Below are 16,294 nucleotides of genomic sequence, written 5' to 3' on the forward strand. Positions count from 1 at the left end.
GTTAGATCTGTTGCAGCAACCAGGTACGGAACGCCACCAGCGACGGCAGCATTTCGTTGCGCGGCGGATAGGTCAGGTAGTAACTGCGCTGGCTGGCGAAGGGCTGATCGAGGCTGATCAGCTCGGCGTTGGCCAGCTCGTCGGCCACCAGGATTCGCGGCACCAGGCCGATGCCGATGCCGGCCCGGACGGCCTGGATCAAGTGCGAGGTGAGTTCGAAACTCGGCCCCAGCCGCATCATGCGATGGGGCAGGCGGTGGTGGCTGAACCACTCGCCCCAGACGTTGGCGTTGCTGGCGACGTTGAGCAGCGTCTGGCCGCCGATGCGTTCCGGAGTCCATGCGTCATGGGCCTGGGCGGCTTCTGGAGAGATGATCACCATCAGTTCTTCGGTGTGCAAACGATGGCTGATCAACCCTGGCACGTCGGCGCTGCCCACGACGATGGCGGCATCGATGCCGCTGGTTTCGAAGTCGATGGCGTCGATCCGCGAGTTGATGTGCACCAGCATGCCGGGGTGGGTTTTGTAGAAGTCATGCAGGCGCGGCAACAACCACTTCGAGCCGAAAGTTGGCAAGGTGGCCAGGCGCAAAGTGCCGCTGCCGGACTGATAGGCCATCGCCTGCAACGTGGCGCTGCGGATGCGTCCGAGCGCTTCACTCATTTCCCGCTGATACAGGCGACCGACGTCGGTCAGTTGCACTTGCCGGCCTTCACGGCGAAACAGCGTCAGACCGAGTTGCTGCTCCAGCGCCTGGACCTGCCGGCTCACGGCACTTTGGGTCAGCGACAGTTCCATCGCGGCGCGGGTGTAGCTCTCATGGCGGGCGGCGGCTTCAAAGGCCAGCAGCAACGACATCGAAGGGGTGAGGTGACGGTAATTCATTCGTAAAAGTCATCGATAGCGGCAGGATTATCCGTTTGTCCCACGCCAGGACCTGCAGGATCATTGGCGTAGCCGACGACCTGAGGCTGACCCATTAATGCTCAGGCGACAAGTGTTTTGATTTTTCCCGTGATTAGACCGACAAGAGAACAGCCTGCGATGATCGCCCAGTTGCCCACCGTTGCACTCGCGGCAGACTACCCCGAATTCCTTCAAGCCCTGCGTGCCAGCGGCTTTCGCGGCCAGCTTAGCGCCGACTACGCCACCCGCACCGTGCTGGCGACCGACAACTCGATTTACCAGCGCCTGCCGCAAGCGGCGGTATTCCCGCTGGACGCAGACGACGTCGCGCGCATTGCAACCGTGATGGCCGAACCGCGCTTTCGCCAGATCAAACTGACCCCGCGCGGCGGTGGCACCGGCACCAACGGCCAGTCATTGACCGATGGCATCGTGGTCGACCTGTCGCGGCACATGAACAGCATCCTCGAAATCAACGTCGCCGAACGCTGGGTGCGGGTGCAGGCGGGCGTGGTCAAGGACCAGCTCAATGCCGCGCTCAAGCCTCATGGTCTGTTTTTCGCCCCGGAGTTGTCGACGTCCAATCGCGCCACCGTCGGCGGCATGATCAACACCGACGCCAGTGGCCAGGGCAGTTGCACCTACGGCAAGACCCGCGATCACGTTCTCGAATTGCACAGCGTACTGCTCGGCGGTGAGCACCTGCACAGCCAGCCGCTGTCCGATGCGGAGCTGGAAGTTGCCTGCGCGCAACCCGGTCGAATCGGCGAGGTGTACCGGGTGGCGCGGCACATTCAGGAAACCCAGGCCGACCTGATCGAGTCGGTATTCCCCAAACTCAACCGCTGCCTGACCGGCTACGACCTGGCGCACCTGCGCGATGAACACGGGCGTTTCAACCTCAACAGCGTGCTGTGCGGCGCGGAAGGTTCGTTGGGTTACATCGTTGAGGCCAAGCTCAACGTGCTGCCCATCCCGAAGTATTCGGTGCTGGTGAACGTGCGTTACGGCAGCTTCATGGATGCACTGCGTGACGCCAATGCATTGTTGGCGAACAAGCCGTTGTCCATCGAAACCGTAGACTCCAAGGTGTTGCTGCTGGCGATGAAAGACATCGTCTGGCACAGCGTTGCCGAGTATTTCCCGAGCGATGCCGGGTGCCCGACGCTGGGGATCAATCTGGTGGAGTTCAGCGGCGACGACGTGGCTGAAGTGAACCTGCGCGTGGCGGCATTCGTCGCACATCTGCAAGCCGACACGACCATCGAGCGCCTCGGTCACACATTGGCTGAAGGGGCCGACGCGGTGAGCCGTGTCTACACCATGCGCAAGCGTTCGGTCGGGCTGCTGGGTAACGTCGACGGCGAGATTCGCCCGCAACCTTTCGTGGAAGACACCGCCGTGCCGCCGGAAAAACTGGCGGATTACATCGCCGAGTTCCGTGCATTGCTCGACAGCTATAACCTGGCGTATGGCATGTTCGGCCACGTCGATGCCGGCGTGTTGCACGTGCGCCCGGCGCTGGACATGAAAGACCCGGCCCAGGCCGCGCTGGTCAAGCCGATTTCCGATGCCGTGGCCGAGTTGACCCAACGTTACGGTGGGCTGCTGTGGGGCGAGCACGGCAAGGGTTTGCGCTCGGAATACGTGCCCGGGTTTTTTGGCGAGCTGTACCCGGCGTTGCAGTCGCTCAAGGGCGCGTTCGACCCGCACAATCAGCTCAACCCCGGCAAAATCTGCACTCCGCCGGAGGCCGCCCAAGGCTTGCTCAAGGTCAATGAAGTAACGCTGCGCGGTGATCTCGATCGGCAAATCGACGAGCGCGTCTGGCAAAGCTTCGGTACCGCGATGCACTGCAACGGTAACGGCGCTTGCTACACCTACGACCCCAACGATGCGATGTGCCCGTCGTGGAAAGCCACCCGTGAACGCCAGCATTCGCCGAAGGGCAGGGCGTCGTTGATACGCGAATGGTTGCGCCTGCAAGGCGCGGCCAATGTCGATGTATTGCAAGCAGCGCGGGGCAAGTTGGCGTGGCTGAGCGGGTTGCCGGAACGCTTGCGCAATAACCTGGCGCGCTCGCGTGGCGAGGCGGATTTCTCCCATGAAGTCTACGACGCGATGGCCGGCTGCCTGGCCTGTAAATCCTGTGCGGGGCAATGCCCGGTCAAGGTCAATGTCCCGGAATTCCGCTCGCGTTTTCTCGAGCTGTACCACGGTCGCTATCAGCGCCCGCTGCGTGACTACCTGATCGGCTCGCTGGAGTTCACCATTCCCTACATGGCCTGTGCGCCGGGCCTGTACAACGCGGTGATGGGCTCGAAATGGGTGAGCCGCCTGCTTGAGCGACAAGTCGGCATGCTCGACAGTCCGCTGATCCATCGCCATGACTTGCAGGCCACCATGACCCGCTGCAAGGTCGCGGTCGCGAGCGTGCCAGCCCTGCGCGAACTGACCGCGGCCCAACGTGAGCGCAGCGTGGTGTTGGTGCAGGACGCCTTCACCCGTTACTTCGAAACCCCGTTGCTGGCGAACTTTATCGAGCTGGCGCATCAGTTGGGTTTCCGGGTATTTTTGGCGCCTTACAGCGCCAACGGCAAGCCGTTGCACGTGCAGGGTTTCCTGGGTGCCTTCGCCAAGGCAGCAATTCGCAACGCCACTCAGCTCAAGGCGCTCGCCGATTGCGGCGTGGCGCTGGTCGGGCTGGACCCGGCGATGACGCTGGTCTACCGCCAGGAATATCAGAAAGTACCGGGGCTCGACGATTGCCCGAAGGTCTTGCTGCCTCAGGAATGGCTCGTCGACGCATTGCCCGAAAATCCGCGTACCACGACCGAGACCTTCCGTTTGCTGGCGCACTGCACCGAGAAAACCAATGTCCCGGCCAGTTCTGCGCAATGGCAAACGGTGTTTGCCCGGCTAGGGCTCACGCTGGTGACGGAGGCCACCGGCTGCTGCGGCATGTCCGGAACCTACGGCCACGAAGCGCGAAACCAGGCCACCTCGCGGACCATTTTCGAGCAGTCATGGTCCGGCGCGCTGGATAAAAAAGGTGAGGCGCTGGCCACGGGGTATTCCTGCCGCAGTCAGGTGAAACGCTTGGCCGACAGGCAGCTGCGTCATCCGCTGGAGGTGGTGTTAGAGCATGTGCGCGTGAAGTAGCTGCATTCATTCCGCAACGGGTGGGCCCGCCGAGCGTGTGCCTTCAAGTTACATTTTGCGGACGCCGTTACGCGGAGTCGAAGGGTCGGTCAGCAGCTTTTTCGATGTGCTTTGCTTGTTCGGCAGTTCGTCGCTGAGGTCCCAGATCTCCAGCATTTTGGCGTATTCGAACGGGTGGCGAGGATCGTCTTGAATCCACCTCTGAAAGTCCAGACGCTCTTCGGTCGTACAGGTGTCATCCTGCAACCGCATGCACCAATGGGCGGCTTGAGTGAGGATTTCGTCGTCCAACGCGCAAGGGTGTGGCGGTGTCATTGGCAGCTACCTGTATGGCTGGGCAGGCCACTCTACGAGGCAGTTTGGTAAAAAAACGTCAAAAAGAAGTAGACATTGTCGTGGTCGTTCAGTGAATCAGGAGCGTGAAGTCAGCCCTGCACAGGGGATTCAACGCTTGCCTGTTTCACTCTACCGAAACACATAATCCACGCTTGTTCATCTCGTCCGCGTAACTTAATCGAACGCGTGTTCCCGTACGATCGGCTATCGCTTTGACGATCGAAAGGCCCAACCCGGAGCCTGCTTCATCAGTGCCCAGGCAGCGATAAAACGGATCGAACACACGCGATTGTTCCTCTGCCGTGATACCTGGGCCTGAGTCCTCGACCTGCAGGATTGCGGCCTCTTGTTCCCGCTCGACCGAAAGGTCGATCCGTCCGCCATGGGGCGTGTATCGGATAGCATTGTCCACCAGATTCCTGACCAGGATTAACAGGTCCGTTTCGTTAAGGGTGACCTGCACGTCCTCGACACTCTCGACGCCAATGTCGATGTGTTTGCGTTCTGCCAGGGGTAATAAATCTTCCAATACACGTCGATAGACTTCATGGACTGAAACGGCTGTCTGTGGTCGGTCCGCGTTCGATTGTGCGGTTGCCAGAGTCAACAGTTGATCGTTGCTGCCGTCGGCCAGGTATTGCACGATGACCCGGGACTCTTCGTTGTCGTCATCGACCGCATTACCTGCGCGATAGTGCAGGGTCATCTGCTGTGGATCAAACAAGACGGCCACCTGACGCAAGGTCTCGTCCTGCATTTCGTGGGTAGCGCGCGATGCGCGCGGGAGAGAAGGTATGCAACGAAACTTAGCTGAGCCTGGGGGAAACAAATTGGCGGAACAGGGCTTTCTCTGGTTCAGCGAATCGGTCACAGGCAGAACGGGCGAGTGGCGCTCTCGAGTCTTGAACCCAACGGCTGTTGTTTTACCGTTGAGCTGACACGGGCCGGGGCTATTGAAGTGCAGTGTTCAGGGCGCAGAGCTTGTACCCAATCCCGTGTACGGTGTGCAGCAGTGGTTCCTCAAAGGCTTTATCCAGTGCGCGTCTCAACATGTGGATATTACTGCGAAGGCTGTCGCTGCTCGTTGGATGTCGCCCCCAGATGAGATCCTCGAGTTCGGTCCGTTTGACAACATGCGGGCTTCTGCGCATGAGGGTTTCCAAGAGTTTCATGCACGTAGGATTCAACTTGATGGGGATGCCGGCGCGAGAGATTTCCATGGTGTCTAAATTGAATTGCAGATCGGCCACAACCATCGTCCGATTCATTTTGCCAACGCGGCGTGATACGACGGCTTCGATCCTGGCAAGAATCTCGGACATGGCAAAGGGCTTGGTGACGAAGTCGTCAGCGCCGACCTTGAAACCGGCCAGGCGATCTTCCAGTTGGTCTCGTGCGCTCAACATCACAATGGCAATGTCGGATTTTGAATGCTCGCGCAAACTTCGGCAGATCTGGTTGCCGTCGATGCCCGGGAGCATGACATCCAGAACAATGGCATCGAACTCTTTCGAAGCGGCTAGATGAAGCCCGCTGAGTCCATCCAGTGCGCCTTCGACGGCGTGGCCCTTGAGCGCGAAAAACTCCATCAGATTGTCGTGAATGTCGCGGTTGTCCTCGATAATCAATATCTTCATTGCATAGCCTTTGGGCGTCTCATCAAGTTGGACAATCTCTGACTATCGTGGAGGGAAAGTGGATCTTCCTTTCGGGTCACGATATACGCGGGAAAGCCTCAATCTTGTATTCTGCCGCGTTTCAGCGGCCGCTAGCGAATGATTCGAGTAAACTTTTCGCGCTCACATTGGGGGTGACAAACCGTTATTTAGCACAATGGCTACGCTTGAGACGGTGAGCAGTAAGAGCGCATTTTAAAAAGGAGAAGTGGGTATGCATGGATACGGAATGGTGGGGGATTTGCTTCATCTAGCCCTTTATTTGGCGACCATTGCTTTTTGGGCGCTGTTTTGGATGGTCTGCATTTTCAATGCCAAGGGGCGCTTGAAACGTCTCTTGGGTGCTCACGCATTGATGATTTGTATTGTCTTGTTCCCGCTGTTGCCCGCGACGTTTATAGGTGGGGCGTTGATTGCCTTCGGTGCCGAAGGCTTGATCTGGAGTCTGTGTATTACAGGGATAGGATTGCCGATTGCGGGCATGCAATGGGTCCAGCGCTATGTAAAGAATCGACCCTGACAAGAAGGGAAAAATCAATTCTGTCGCCGGGCTTAGACCGCAACAACAATGCGCGCAAGACTAGCATTTGGCCGGCCTTAGAGTCTGTTTTACGGAAAATTCACATCTCGTTGACCTTCCAGCGACAGGCAGGTGATTAACCTGAAAGTCTGGCCACTGGAGAACGCCAATGAGCGCCCCTGTCAAACTTAAATTTTCCGAAAAATACGATAAAGATCACGCGAAACAGTACTACCTGAAGCATCAGGATGGTCTGTCACGCAAGTTGTCCCATTATCGGGATGTTCAGATGGCGCGCGCGGCGTTACACAAGGCAGGAGACCCAGGGCTGGTTCTCGACCTTCCATGCGGTGCAGGGCGGTTCTGGCCTTTGCTCGCAGAAAACCCTAATCGAATCATCATTGGCGCCGATAATTCGCCGGACATGATTAACACTGCACTTGAGAACCAACCCGCCGACATCGTCAAGCGTGTGAAGCCACTTGAGACTTCTGCGTTTGCCATCGATCTGCCGGCTAATTCAGTCGACAGTATTTTCAGCATGCGGTTGATTCATCACATTGGTGAATCTGCGCATCGATTGGCGATGCTGCGAGAGTTTCACAGGGTCACGCGCGACACCGTCATCCTGTCGATGTGGGTCGATGGAAACTTCAAGTCATGGAAGCGCAAGCGCCACGAACAGCGGCGTAAGGCCAGGGGCGAGCAGACTGAATACCAGAACAGGTTTGTTATTCCTCAATCCGTCGCAGAGGCTGAGTTCAAGCAGGCCGGTTTCGTCATTGACAGCAAGTCGGACTTTATCCCGCTGTATGCAATGTGGCGTGTTTACGTCCTGCGCAAGATTTAAGCGCTGGGCGAGGTGCCCGGCTGTCTCGGTGCAAGCCGAACAACGCAACTGCGGCGTAGAGCTGAGCGTGACATAACGATGATTGTGGTTGTTGCAATCAGCCCGCTTGCCGACAGGGGTTTGAGAGGGCCAACGTAAACGCCAGCCTTCACTCTCGGCTTGCGCCGCAAGAACGTTCTCCGGTCATCAAGCCGCGAATGGCGCTGATGGCACGTTCGCGGGCGTTTTCCAGTAACTGCGTGGAGAGCGTCGGCGGTTGGTCGAGGCCCTGTGGCAACGGGCTGACGCCGAGCGCGATATGGGCCTGGTCGAACTGCCGTTCCCGTCGTATGACTCCGGCCGACACCAGTTTGAAATAGAGCCTTGCCAAGCGATCCTGCTGCCTGGGCGTCCCGCGCGCACTCAAGGTCCGCTCGATCACCCCCAGTCGCTGCTCCAGCGCGTGACGGAGCCGGGCTTTGCCCTTGCGTTGGATCGGCAAAGGGAATACCGCGACGGGACGCCCTGTCATGCACGCCTCGGTCAGCATTGAAAGGCTGTCGCCGGTGACGATAAAGCGATCCGCCAGCGCCAGAAACGCGGGATAAGGATTGTCTTGCGCGCCATCGAATCGGTAACAAAAGCATGGGACGTCGATGGCCGACCGTATCGCATCGAGGGTCTTCGCGGAGGAGCGCGGACTGCTCGACAACAAAATCGAACCCCCCAGTGCCTTGACCGCCGCAGCGGCTTCAGTGCCGAGCCGAGCGCCCGCGCTCGGGTCCAGGCAATAGGGTGTGCTGCTGGCGCCCACGAGAACCGCTACCCAGGGTCGAGGCAAGTCGGCGAATTGCTGGCGCCAACGCTCCAGTTGCGGCGGGTTCAGGGACCTGGGGTTTATGTAAGGGGCCGGTAGATCCACCACATTGTCGTTCAGCGCAAGGCCGTATTGCGGGGTCGACAGGACGAGGTCGAAGCGCCACAACGGGGCTTGGGCGCGCCCGACATGGACGAGTCGTGTCTTCCCGGCGGAGCGCTGTTTGATCCATTGGGCAACCTGCGCGCAACGCCGCCCCGAACTCAAGACCATGTCAGGCCAGGGCTCGCTCAGGCCTGGTATCGGGCTTCGGGGCGACAGGGGCCCGAATAAAGCGTCCAGCAGGTAAGGGCGAGGTTTGACGGCGATGCGCTTGCATTCGTAAGGCCAGGGCAGTGCGTCGGCCATGGCCAGTAGCTGCGCGTTATCGCCGGCATGTTGACTCAACAGGACCCAGATTTTCGGACTCTCGGCCGTCTGAGCCTGCAACGCAAAGTCGGCGACGAAGCGATGGGTGTGTCCTGTTTCATCCTCGCAATCGAGCCTCCAGCAACGATCCGGATAGCGCTGCGCCACGCGGTGCAGGAGTCTGCGCCAGCCGGCGACGGAGCTGATCATCGAACCGTCACGGCTCACTTTGGCCTGGATGTACAGCAAGCGGGTGGCCAGGCTGAACAGGCGATCCACAACCCAGGGCAGATCTTCCGCCGGCAGCGTTTCAAGGCCATGGGCCGCGATGAAATCCTGGCCGGGCAAATCGGTCTGGCGCAGTTGGGTAATCTCGTAGTGCCTGATCTCCTGGTCGAGTGCTTCCGTCTGTTTCCACGGCCCAATCAAGCCGATCGTGGTCGTGCGCAGCGTGTGGCTCAGCTGCTTGACGTCCTCCGGGATCAGCGCCGTCTGCGTGATGGTTGATCGGCAGGACTGGATGAACGCGGGGCTGGGTTGAGCGGCCGTGTAGAGCTCATACCCGGTCGCATCGGCCGCCTGTTCAAGGCTGAGAAAAAATTCGGCGTAAGGATGGATCAGGTAGCTGTACTGGGCGGGCAGCGGTCGCCAGGGCTGTAAATGCAGCGTGGTGTAATGCAAGAGCCGGGATTCACCATGCTTATATTCCATGTCCCGGGCGTGCCAGACAGCATCCAGTGTTCCCCAGCAGTCGGGTATCGCGGCCGCCAGGGCATGCAGGGTTTTTTTGCGTTGAGTGGCTGCACCTTCCATGTTCCAGCATTGGTGCATCCGCTCGCAGTCGATGAGCATGACCGCGGTCTCCTTGGGAGACAGCGCCAAGTAGCCATGCTCGCCCATCGGTTGGTCGAACAAGGGAGCCGGGTCGGCGGTGTAGATCTGATCGACGTCGTTGTAGAGCGCGCGACCATGGCGCCCCGCGAGGTCCGGGATAGCGAAGCGGTAATTGGTGAAGCCTGTACGCCAATCCGTCTGGACGAATCCGGGCAGGCTGGTCATCCGGTAAATCTCATAACGGCGGTCCGGGTTTCGCACGTGTGCCAGCGCATAGACAAAAATGCGCTCGGCTCGGTATTGCGCAGGTTCGGTGCCCAGAAATATCCGCACTGCCGGTGCCTGCGGCGCGCCGGCGCGGGCTGCCAATACGATTGGCTCGATACGGGGAATCGCGACCGGCGCCCCGGTGCCGCACCCGACAACCGGGTGGCGGGCATCGATGCTGGAGGATGACGGCAACGAACTTTTCAGCCACGACTGGATTCCGCGGCGCATTGGCAGTTCCTCGGAAAAAGTACTGCTCAGAAGCATAGAAGGTAATTGGCAGACGGCGAGAACGAATTGCCCCTCAATGCATTTCTTGATCCAGGCGATGGCCGGGTGTCGAAAGGACACGCCAAGTTCAGGTATTGATCTAGTCTTGCAAGCAAACCCTTGATGATCGTTGGGGTTCCTGGCAATCCAATCCTTAACCTGAGGAGCCTGGGAGACATGGGTCAATTCGAACGACGCACACGAACAGGCGCCATCATCTTGAGTGCCGGCCAGGGGCGGCGACTCCTTCCGTATACGACGAATTCTCCCAAATGCCTGATCGAGGTCGGTGGGCAGCGGGTCATTGAATGGCAAATCGATGCCTTGTTGGCGGCCGGGATAACGCGGATCACCGCGGTGGTCGGCTACGGGGCCGACCAGGTCGAACGGGTGTTGAACGACCACTATGGCCCGGGCGTTATTTCAACGATTTTCAACCCGTTCTTTGAAGTCGCCGATAACCTGGCCAGTTGCTGGATGGCGCGGCATGTCATGGATGACGATTTCATCCTGCTCAATGGCGACACCTTGTTCGACTTGCCGGTGCTGGAGAGGCTGCTGGAAGCTGCGCCAAGGGCGATTACCCTGGCGGTCGACAAAAAGCCGGTCTATGACAGCGACGATATGAAAATCCGCCTCGACGGTGATCGGATTTGCGCCGTCAGTAAGCAGATTCCGCTCGATTGTGTCGATGGGGAATCTATCGGCATGATGCATTTTCAAACCGGCGGCGGGGCACTTTTTCGCAGTGCGCTCGAAGAAAGCATGCATCGCCCGCAAGCCCTGCAGCAGTGGTATTTGAGCATCATCGATTACTTGGCGGGGACCACCGGACAGGTCTTCGCCCAGTCAATTCAAGGACTGGGCTGGAGTGAGTTGGACTTTCCTGCCGACCTTGAGGCCGCGAGAGCGTTGGTCAGGCCTTGGGCAAGCCGAATACATGGCGCAGAACCCTTCTTCGTTCAGGGCAAAGATGTACCAACCTAGGCCGGCGACCCACAACCGCTCAACCGATCGGCTTCGCGGCGGCAAGCCGTGAACAGTCACAATGGAAATTGGCGTGTCGCACAAAGGTTGCGCCAGAGACCGCATAGTCCCAGCGCTCGACGGTGACCTGCCTGGTCTGTTGATCCAGATGGATGCGGTTGAAGGAATTGGGGATGCTGCCGCGTAACCGTGACGAGAGCGTGGTGCCCGCTTGCACGAGCCAGATTTCCTTGGCCAGCCCGGCATATTGAGTGCTGAGTGGCAGTACATAGGGAAGATGAATATGCCCACCCATCACCAGATCCAGACCTGAGGCTGCCCAACGTTCCAGTGCGGCCCTTGCGCCAATCTGCAGGTTGCGCAGGTCCGAGGCGACGATGGAGCCGAACGGCTGGTGAGCCACGACAATGCGCAGCTTTTTCGGGTCGCAATTGTGCAGCCGCTCAGCCACTTCCTCAATCTGCCGCTCAGTGACCTTGCCGTCTTTTCGCCGCTTGGGGTGCGTTGTATTCAACCCGATGATCAATGCATCGTCGTTCTCGAAAACCGGCGCGAGGTTGCTGTCGATGTACCGACGGTAGTAGCCGTAGGGTGAAAACAATCGCGCGAACAGATTGAACATGGGGATATCGTGGTTGCCGGGTATCGCCAACACCTGAGGAATACCATGGTTTTTGAGGCGATTGATGAACGCCTGGGCTGAGGCGTACTGGGCATTTCTCGCCCGTTGTGTGATATCGCCGGACAGTATGACCAGGTCGGCGCCATGCTCGATGACGTGCGCTTCCAAGGCTTGCATGACCGGCATCTGCTCGGTACCGAAATGCGTATCGGAGATATGCAGAAGTTGGGTCATGGTCACAAGGTGTCCTTTATACGAGGCGATTTCAGGTGCAACTTCATCAGCGTAGACGACGGCTTCTCAGCAGTCGCCAGAGCAACGGCCAGCCGAACACCAGCGGGTAACGGCGCAGCCGCTGAGTCACGACGATAGGCTCATCCAGATGGCGTTCGAGCTTCCAGATCAGGTAGTCGACACCGTTTTCGAAGGTGTAGAAGGATTTGACCAGCCGCGCCACGTTCAAGGTCCTGCCCTGAACTCGCCTGAATCGCCACAGCAGCGCATTGCGCCGGCGCATAGATGCCGGGCACAGGTTGCGATAGCGATCCTCTTCGCCCGTACATTCAAGGTGCTTCACGGCGGGGGCGGCGGCGCGGGTGATGCGCGAATAATAGGCCCTGTCATGCCGGACCAACTGCCCGGGGCGATCGGCTGGCTCGGGCCGCAACTCGGCGCCATACGCCAGCGTCAGGGCCTTTTCCCACAGGGTAAAGCTGTCGAATTGATCCGGGAGCATGGCAATACAGCGGCTGATCAGCGTGATCACGGCGCGCGCCAATGCCAGGCAAATACGATGCTGCGTAGCCGGGTCCTTGAAATACACCAGCCGTGACGGCTGGGCGAAACGGGCCCAGAGATAGCTTTGAAACCATGAATCGGTACCCGCCTCGAAATCCTGCAACGACACGATGGCGCATTTGGCCTGCAGTTTCCGCCCATCGGGCGCATTGACCCTGACGAGAATCACGGTGGGGGGCAGCCAGGCATTGGACAGCTGTGCCAAGCGCTTTTGATGAGCGTGAGCGTAGCTGTCGACCAGTGCATACATGTCGATCATGCCATCGCCGAGGTTGCCATCGCGCAAGCATGAACCGTGGAACAGCAGCGCCGCCAATGCGCCGCCCAGGCGTGTGCGCAACGCCTGGACGAGGCCATCCAGATGCTCGGGCACCGGCAGCGAGCACTGCGCCCTGATGTGTTCCAGCAGGTCCGCGGGCACTTCGCGGCCTGTCGAGCGCCCTGGGGCGCTATGCATCGTTGAGGCCCGAACGGGGCGCAAACAGCCGGACGATCAAACGATCGCGCTCGGTGGCCATGTCGATCCGGCTAAGCCAGGGCTGCACCGGGTGTCCGCGGCGCTTCAACAGCAGAGCCGAAACCGTGCGCACACCCAGAATCAGCGTCGAGACGCACGTCCACACCGCCACGAGAACCAGTCCCATGTCATCGGCGTCAACCGCCCACGACCAGGTCAGAATCAGCAGGTTGGGATTACGCCGCGCCGTGACGAGCCTGTTGATCGAATCGAAGGGCCGCCAGAGAAACAGTGAGAAGGGCGCGACGAACTTGAAGGCGCCTTCGCACAGCCGACCTGCGACATAGCCCACGAACATCAACCAGAGCACCAGGTTGAGAGAGACATCCAGCTGCCAGGTCGCTTCAAGCCCGATCCCCCACGCGAAATACCAGAGCGGTGGGTGAATCAGGTCCAGGCCGTGGTCGAAAATGTTGCCGAATCGGGTCGACGTCACGGTGACGCGCGCCAGTTTGCCATCGACCGTGTCCAGAAACGTCATCAACCAGCCAGCCAACAGTCCCGCACCGAACAGCCCATGCCAGAACAGAAAGCCTGCCGCGATGGCCAGCACATAACTGGCCGCAGTCACCTGATTGGGGCTCAGCCCCCACCGCACGCACCAGACCGTGGCCCAGTGCGCGGGTATGGGCCAGATGCCCCGGGTGATGAAGTCGGTCACACCTTTGTAGGAACCGTTGAACAATGACTTGCTCAAGTACGCCTGGTTGTCAGGCGTTATCCGCGCGACCCACGGAGGATCGAACTTACGCAGTTGAATCTGAATCGAGGTGGCCACGCTGTCAGGAACCACTGTGCGCAGTTCGGCGACCGCCGCACTGTCCAGGCTGGCCTGGTGCGCCAGTCGATCGACGCTGGCATGGACGGCGACGATAGTGTCGGTTCGGGGATCCTTTAACGCGACCTCGTGCATCTCCATCAGGCCCCGGAGCACGCGGTCGTCGTAAAGGTAATCCTCGCGCAGCAAGACGACTTCACCTTGCGCCGGCAAGGGTTCGTCTGCGTCGCAGAGGCGGGCGTTGGGTATCTTTGCCAGCATTCGACCCAGGCGCTCCCTGGACGTCAGGTCCCAGAGCCGTACCGGGCAGCTGTGGAGCAGATAGACAGGTGTTTTCATTGTTATGCCTGCGTCGAGTCTGATTGGTGAAAAGGAGGGCCGCAGCGTCTCATCCGTAGAACGAGCCTGTGCGGTTTCAGCGACGGCCCCGGTCCAGGTAAACCACGATGACAATAGCCACTCCCAGCAAAAACACGGCGGGCCCCAAGGTGGTGATTAACGTGTTGAGCTTCAGCAGCAATCCAAGGTTCACAATGATTTGGTTGCTGACATAGACCAGCAGCCCGATCAGCGCACCCACGGCAAGCCGGGCACCGAGGCCGGGCGAGCGGGGTTGTGAAACGGCAAACGGGATCGCCAGCAATATCATCGCCAGGGTCAGGATCGGTCGCCCGAGCTTCTGCCACATGGCCATTTCGTACTGCGCCCAAGGCTGGCCCGAGGCTTTGAGATATTCGACGTAACGGTACAGCTGGCGCGCGGAAAGGCTGTCGGTCGGCAGCGTGATGTCGCCCAATCTTGATCCGCCGAATATCGAATGCCAAGGAAGATGATCGAGTTGTTCCGCCGTTTCAGTGCCCTGGTCCCAGCGTTTCACTTGCACATTGTTCAGGCGCCACATGCCTGCGTCCTGAATGTCTGCCGTTTGTGCAAAGGTGTAGGACGTCAGGGAGCGGTCTTTGCCAAACCTGAAAATTTCAATGTCCGTGGGCAAGCGCTTGTGCTCCAGCTTGCCGATGCGAACGACCTGATCGTCCTGTCGAGCCCACAGACTGCCTTGATCGTTGCTGGCCTTCGCGCCCGCCGCTATGGCTTCAGATCGCAGTTCCAGGCCATTTTGCTGCAGTGGCGAGGCCACCCATTCATCCAGCGCGCCCCAGGCCACCGCCAGCACCAGCCCGGCCAGCATCGCCGTGCAGCTGATCCGGGCAATCGACAGCCCGGTGGCGCGCAGGATGGTCAGCTCCTGGGTGGCCGACAATTGACCGAGCGCGGCAATGCCGCCAAGCAGCGCAATGAACGGGCCCAGTTCGACCGCACGGCGTGGCAGCGTCATCAATACCACTTCGATGGCCTGGTCCAACCGGTACCCACCGGGTGTCACGTCGTCCAGTTCACCCACCAGGTCGAGGGTGGTGAACAGCGGCAGCAGCAGCGCCGCCGCTGCCGCGAAGCCGAAGAACACATGACGGGTAATGTAGCGATCGACGATTTTCATCGGTAGCCGAACCGGAAACTGGTGAGGTCGCGAGCGATAAACACCAGCAGGGCCAGGCTCATCAGCAGCGGCACTGTCCACATCCCCGGGAATAAGGGCAGTGTGTTGTTACCCACCATTGTCTTGCAGATGTCCCCGGCATAGAAGACCAGGGCGAAGACGGCGGTCACCGGCAGCAGGGTGGAGAATCGTCCCTGCCTGGGTCGGGTGCGGCTCAACGGGATGGCGAGCAGTGCAAGCACCGTCGCGCTCAGGCCTCGGGTCTCGCGCCATTGTAATTCGGCCTGGTCCTGGAGGGCGTCGGACGCCTTGAGCGTTTTGCTGGACGAGGCCTTGCGCTTGACGTCCGCGCTCTGCTCAATGGGTTGCAGATGAAGGCGCATGCTGGCAAACGTTTCTGATATGTCGCGTGTTGCATTGTGCTGGAGCCAATAGGAGTGGCCTTGCTTGAGCTCCACGATCGGATCGTCTGGATCGGGGTTCAGGATGCGGGCTTCATCCGCGCGAAATACGCGGGTTCTTGCACCCGGGTCATAGATCAGCACATCGTGCAGCCTGCCGTCGCTTCGGTCGATCCGCTCGGCCAGAATCATCCTGCCGTTATCGTCGTTCAGATTGAACCGTTGCGGCAGCAGGTGATTGACGTCCAGGTCGGTTTTGGATTGCTGTTCAAGGGCGTAGGCCTGCGTATAGGCCCAGGGACGCCCGTAGAGCGAAAGCATGGCCACGGCCAGCGAGATCGGCACTGCCAGCAGCAGGATAGCCCGGTAAATCCGCAGTGGACTGGCGCCCGAAGCGGCTATCGCAGTGATTTCGGAATCATGGCACAGGCGGCCGACCGCGATGGACACCGAGGCATACAACGCAACGGGCACCAGCACTTCGAGGGCAATCAGGACCTTGTAGAACACCATGTCCAGCACCGCCGGCAAGCCGAGCGTGCCCATGGCCGCCTCAGCGAGATAACGCTCCGCCGAATAGCTGGCAAAGATGAACACCAAAATGCTGACCATCACCAGAACCGGCCGCCCGGTCTCTGCGATGACGTAGCGTTCGATCAGGAACATG

13 protein-coding genes and 1 pseudogene are annotated in these 16,294 nt (G+C 59.7%); 4 read left to right on the forward strand and 10 right to left on the reverse strand.

All coding sequences use genetic code 11. The annotated features are described in order from the left end of the window. Window position 1 precedes the first annotated feature (1 nt). Complete coding sequence (locus ACIPL2_RS18715) at window positions 2-886, reverse strand: LysR substrate-binding domain-containing protein (protein WP_401358472.1); 885 nt, start codon at window positions 884-886, stop codon at window positions 2-4. 159 nt (window positions 887-1,045) lie between these two features. On the opposite strand from ACIPL2_RS18715, the gene ACIPL2_RS18720 reads away from it, so the two are divergent. Beyond that, window positions 1,046-4,069: an FAD-binding and (Fe-S)-binding domain-containing protein gene (locus ACIPL2_RS18720; RefSeq protein ID WP_401358474.1), complete on the forward strand. Its 3,024-nt coding sequence runs from the start codon at window positions 1,046-1,048 to the stop codon at window positions 4,067-4,069. A 48-nt stretch (window positions 4,070-4,117) separates the two neighbouring features. Here ACIPL2_RS18720 and ACIPL2_RS18725 read toward each other — a convergent pair whose 3' ends face one another. The 3 genes and pseudogenes from ACIPL2_RS18725 to ACIPL2_RS18735 all read right to left on the reverse strand — a co-directional run bounded on the left by ACIPL2_RS18725 (window position 4,118) and on the right by ACIPL2_RS18735 (window position 6,042). Then, window positions 4,118-4,384 carry a FecR/PupR family sigma factor regulator gene (locus ACIPL2_RS18725; protein WP_401358475.1) on the reverse strand — a complete coding sequence of 89 codons (267 nt, stop codon included), beginning with the start codon at window positions 4,382-4,384 and terminating at the stop codon, window positions 4,118-4,120. A 145-nt stretch (window positions 4,385-4,529) separates the two neighbouring features. Next, window positions 4,530-5,021: pseudogene (locus tag ACIPL2_RS18730) on the reverse strand (sensor histidine kinase); the annotation flags it as partial. A 334-nt stretch (window positions 5,022-5,355) separates the two neighbouring features. Further along, complete coding sequence (locus ACIPL2_RS18735; protein ID WP_401358477.1) at window positions 5,356-6,042, reverse strand: response regulator transcription factor; 687 nt, start codon at window positions 6,040-6,042, stop codon at window positions 5,356-5,358. 253 nt (window positions 6,043-6,295) lie between these two features. On the opposite strand from ACIPL2_RS18735, the gene ACIPL2_RS18740 reads away from it, so the two are divergent. Both ACIPL2_RS18740 and ACIPL2_RS18745 read left to right on the forward strand, forming a co-directional pair. Then, entirely contained in the window at window positions 6,296-6,601 is a 306-nt protein-coding gene (locus tag ACIPL2_RS18740) for a hypothetical protein (protein WP_401358478.1), read from the forward strand. A gap of 169 nt (window positions 6,602-6,770) precedes the next feature. Continuing rightward, the gene (locus tag ACIPL2_RS18745) at window positions 6,771-7,451 is read left to right on the forward strand and encodes a class I SAM-dependent methyltransferase (protein WP_401358479.1); all 681 of its coding nucleotides are present in this window, start codon (window positions 6,771-6,773) and stop codon (window positions 7,449-7,451) included. A 148-nt stretch (window positions 7,452-7,599) separates the two neighbouring features. On the opposite strand, the gene ACIPL2_RS18750 is transcribed toward ACIPL2_RS18745, so the two are convergent. Continuing rightward, window positions 7,600-10,107: an ELM1/GtrOC1 family putative glycosyltransferase gene (locus ACIPL2_RS18750; protein WP_401358480.1), complete on the reverse strand. Its 2,508-nt coding sequence runs from the start codon at window positions 10,105-10,107 to the stop codon at window positions 7,600-7,602. Window positions 10,108-10,203: 96 nt separating this feature from the next. Here ACIPL2_RS18750 and ACIPL2_RS18755 point away from each other — a divergent pair, with 96 nt between their 5' ends. Further along, window positions 10,204-11,013 (forward strand): NTP transferase domain-containing protein, encoded by an 810-nt coding sequence (locus ACIPL2_RS18755; RefSeq protein ID WP_401358482.1) that lies wholly within the window; start codon window positions 10,204-10,206, stop codon window positions 11,011-11,013. Window positions 11,014-11,032: 19 nt separating this feature from the next. On the opposite strand, the gene ACIPL2_RS18760 is transcribed toward ACIPL2_RS18755, so the two are convergent. From ACIPL2_RS18760 to lptF, 5 genes are all read right to left on the reverse strand, one after another. After that, window positions 11,033-11,869, reverse strand: a complete 837-nt coding sequence (locus tag ACIPL2_RS18760) for a metallophosphoesterase family protein (RefSeq protein ID WP_401358483.1) — start codon at window positions 11,867-11,869, stop codon at window positions 11,033-11,035. A gap of 46 nt (window positions 11,870-11,915) precedes the next feature. Next, entirely contained in the window at window positions 11,916-12,890 is a 975-nt protein-coding gene (locus tag ACIPL2_RS18765) for a hypothetical protein (RefSeq protein WP_401358485.1), read from the reverse strand. Continuing rightward, window positions 12,883-14,067: a CDP-alcohol phosphatidyltransferase family protein gene (locus tag ACIPL2_RS18770; RefSeq protein WP_401358486.1), complete on the reverse strand. Its 1,185-nt coding sequence runs from the start codon at window positions 14,065-14,067 to the stop codon at window positions 12,883-12,885. Before ACIPL2_RS18770 ends, ACIPL2_RS18765 begins: the two co-directional genes overlap by 8 nt. A 76-nt stretch (window positions 14,068-14,143) precedes the next feature. Continuing rightward, the gene (lptG, locus tag ACIPL2_RS18775) at window positions 14,144-15,226 is read right to left on the reverse strand and encodes an LPS export ABC transporter permease LptG (protein WP_401358487.1); all 1,083 of its coding nucleotides are present in this window, start codon (window positions 15,224-15,226) and stop codon (window positions 14,144-14,146) included. Continuing rightward, entirely contained in the window at window positions 15,223-16,293 is a 1,071-nt protein-coding gene (gene lptF / locus ACIPL2_RS18780) for an LPS export ABC transporter permease LptF (protein ID WP_401358489.1), read from the reverse strand. Before lptF ends, lptG begins: the two co-directional genes overlap by 4 nt. Window position 16,294 lies beyond the last annotated feature (1 nt).

The organism is Pseudomonas sp. NPDC086251, assembly GCF_044746405.1.
Classification (GTDB): Bacteria; Pseudomonadota; Gammaproteobacteria; order Pseudomonadales; family Pseudomonadaceae; genus Aquipseudomonas.

Coding starts and splice junctions, on each gene's coding strand:
- ACIPL2_RS18725 (WP_401358475.1), bottom strand. CDS start 4,384: ATGACACCGCCACACCCTTGCGCGTTGGACGACGAAATCCTCACTCAA.
- ACIPL2_RS18770 (WP_401358486.1), bottom strand. CDS start 14,067: ATGAAAACACCTGTCTATCTGCTCCACAGCTGCCCGGTACGGCTCTGG.
- ACIPL2_RS18745 (WP_401358479.1), top strand. CDS start 6,771: ATGAGCGCCCCTGTCAAACTTAAATTTTCCGAAAAATACGATAAAGAT.
- ACIPL2_RS18740 (WP_401358478.1), top strand. CDS start 6,296: ATGCATGGATACGGAATGGTGGGGGATTTGCTTCATCTAGCCCTTTAT.
- lptF (WP_401358489.1), bottom strand. CDS start 16,293: ATGTTCCTGATCGAACGCTACGTCATCGCAGAGACCGGGCGGCCGGTT.
- ACIPL2_RS18755 (WP_401358482.1), top strand. CDS start 10,204: ATGGGTCAATTCGAACGACGCACACGAACAGGCGCCATCATCTTGAGT.
- ACIPL2_RS18760 (WP_401358483.1), bottom strand. CDS start 11,869: ATGACCCAACTTCTGCATATCTCCGATACGCATTTCGGTACCGAGCAG.
- lptG (WP_401358487.1), bottom strand. CDS start 15,226: ATGAAAATCGTCGATCGCTACATTACCCGTCATGTGTTCTTCGGCTTC.
- ACIPL2_RS18735 (WP_401358477.1), bottom strand. CDS start 6,042: ATGAAGATATTGATTATCGAGGACAACCGCGACATTCACGACAATCTG.
- ACIPL2_RS18715 (WP_401358472.1), bottom strand. CDS start 886: ATGAATTACCGTCACCTCACCCCTTCGATGTCGTTGCTGCTGGCCTTT.
- ACIPL2_RS18765 (WP_401358485.1), bottom strand. CDS start 12,890: ATGCATAGCGCCCCAGGGCGCTCGACAGGCCGCGAAGTGCCCGCGGAC.
- ACIPL2_RS18720 (WP_401358474.1), top strand. CDS start 1,046: ATGATCGCCCAGTTGCCCACCGTTGCACTCGCGGCAGACTACCCCGAA.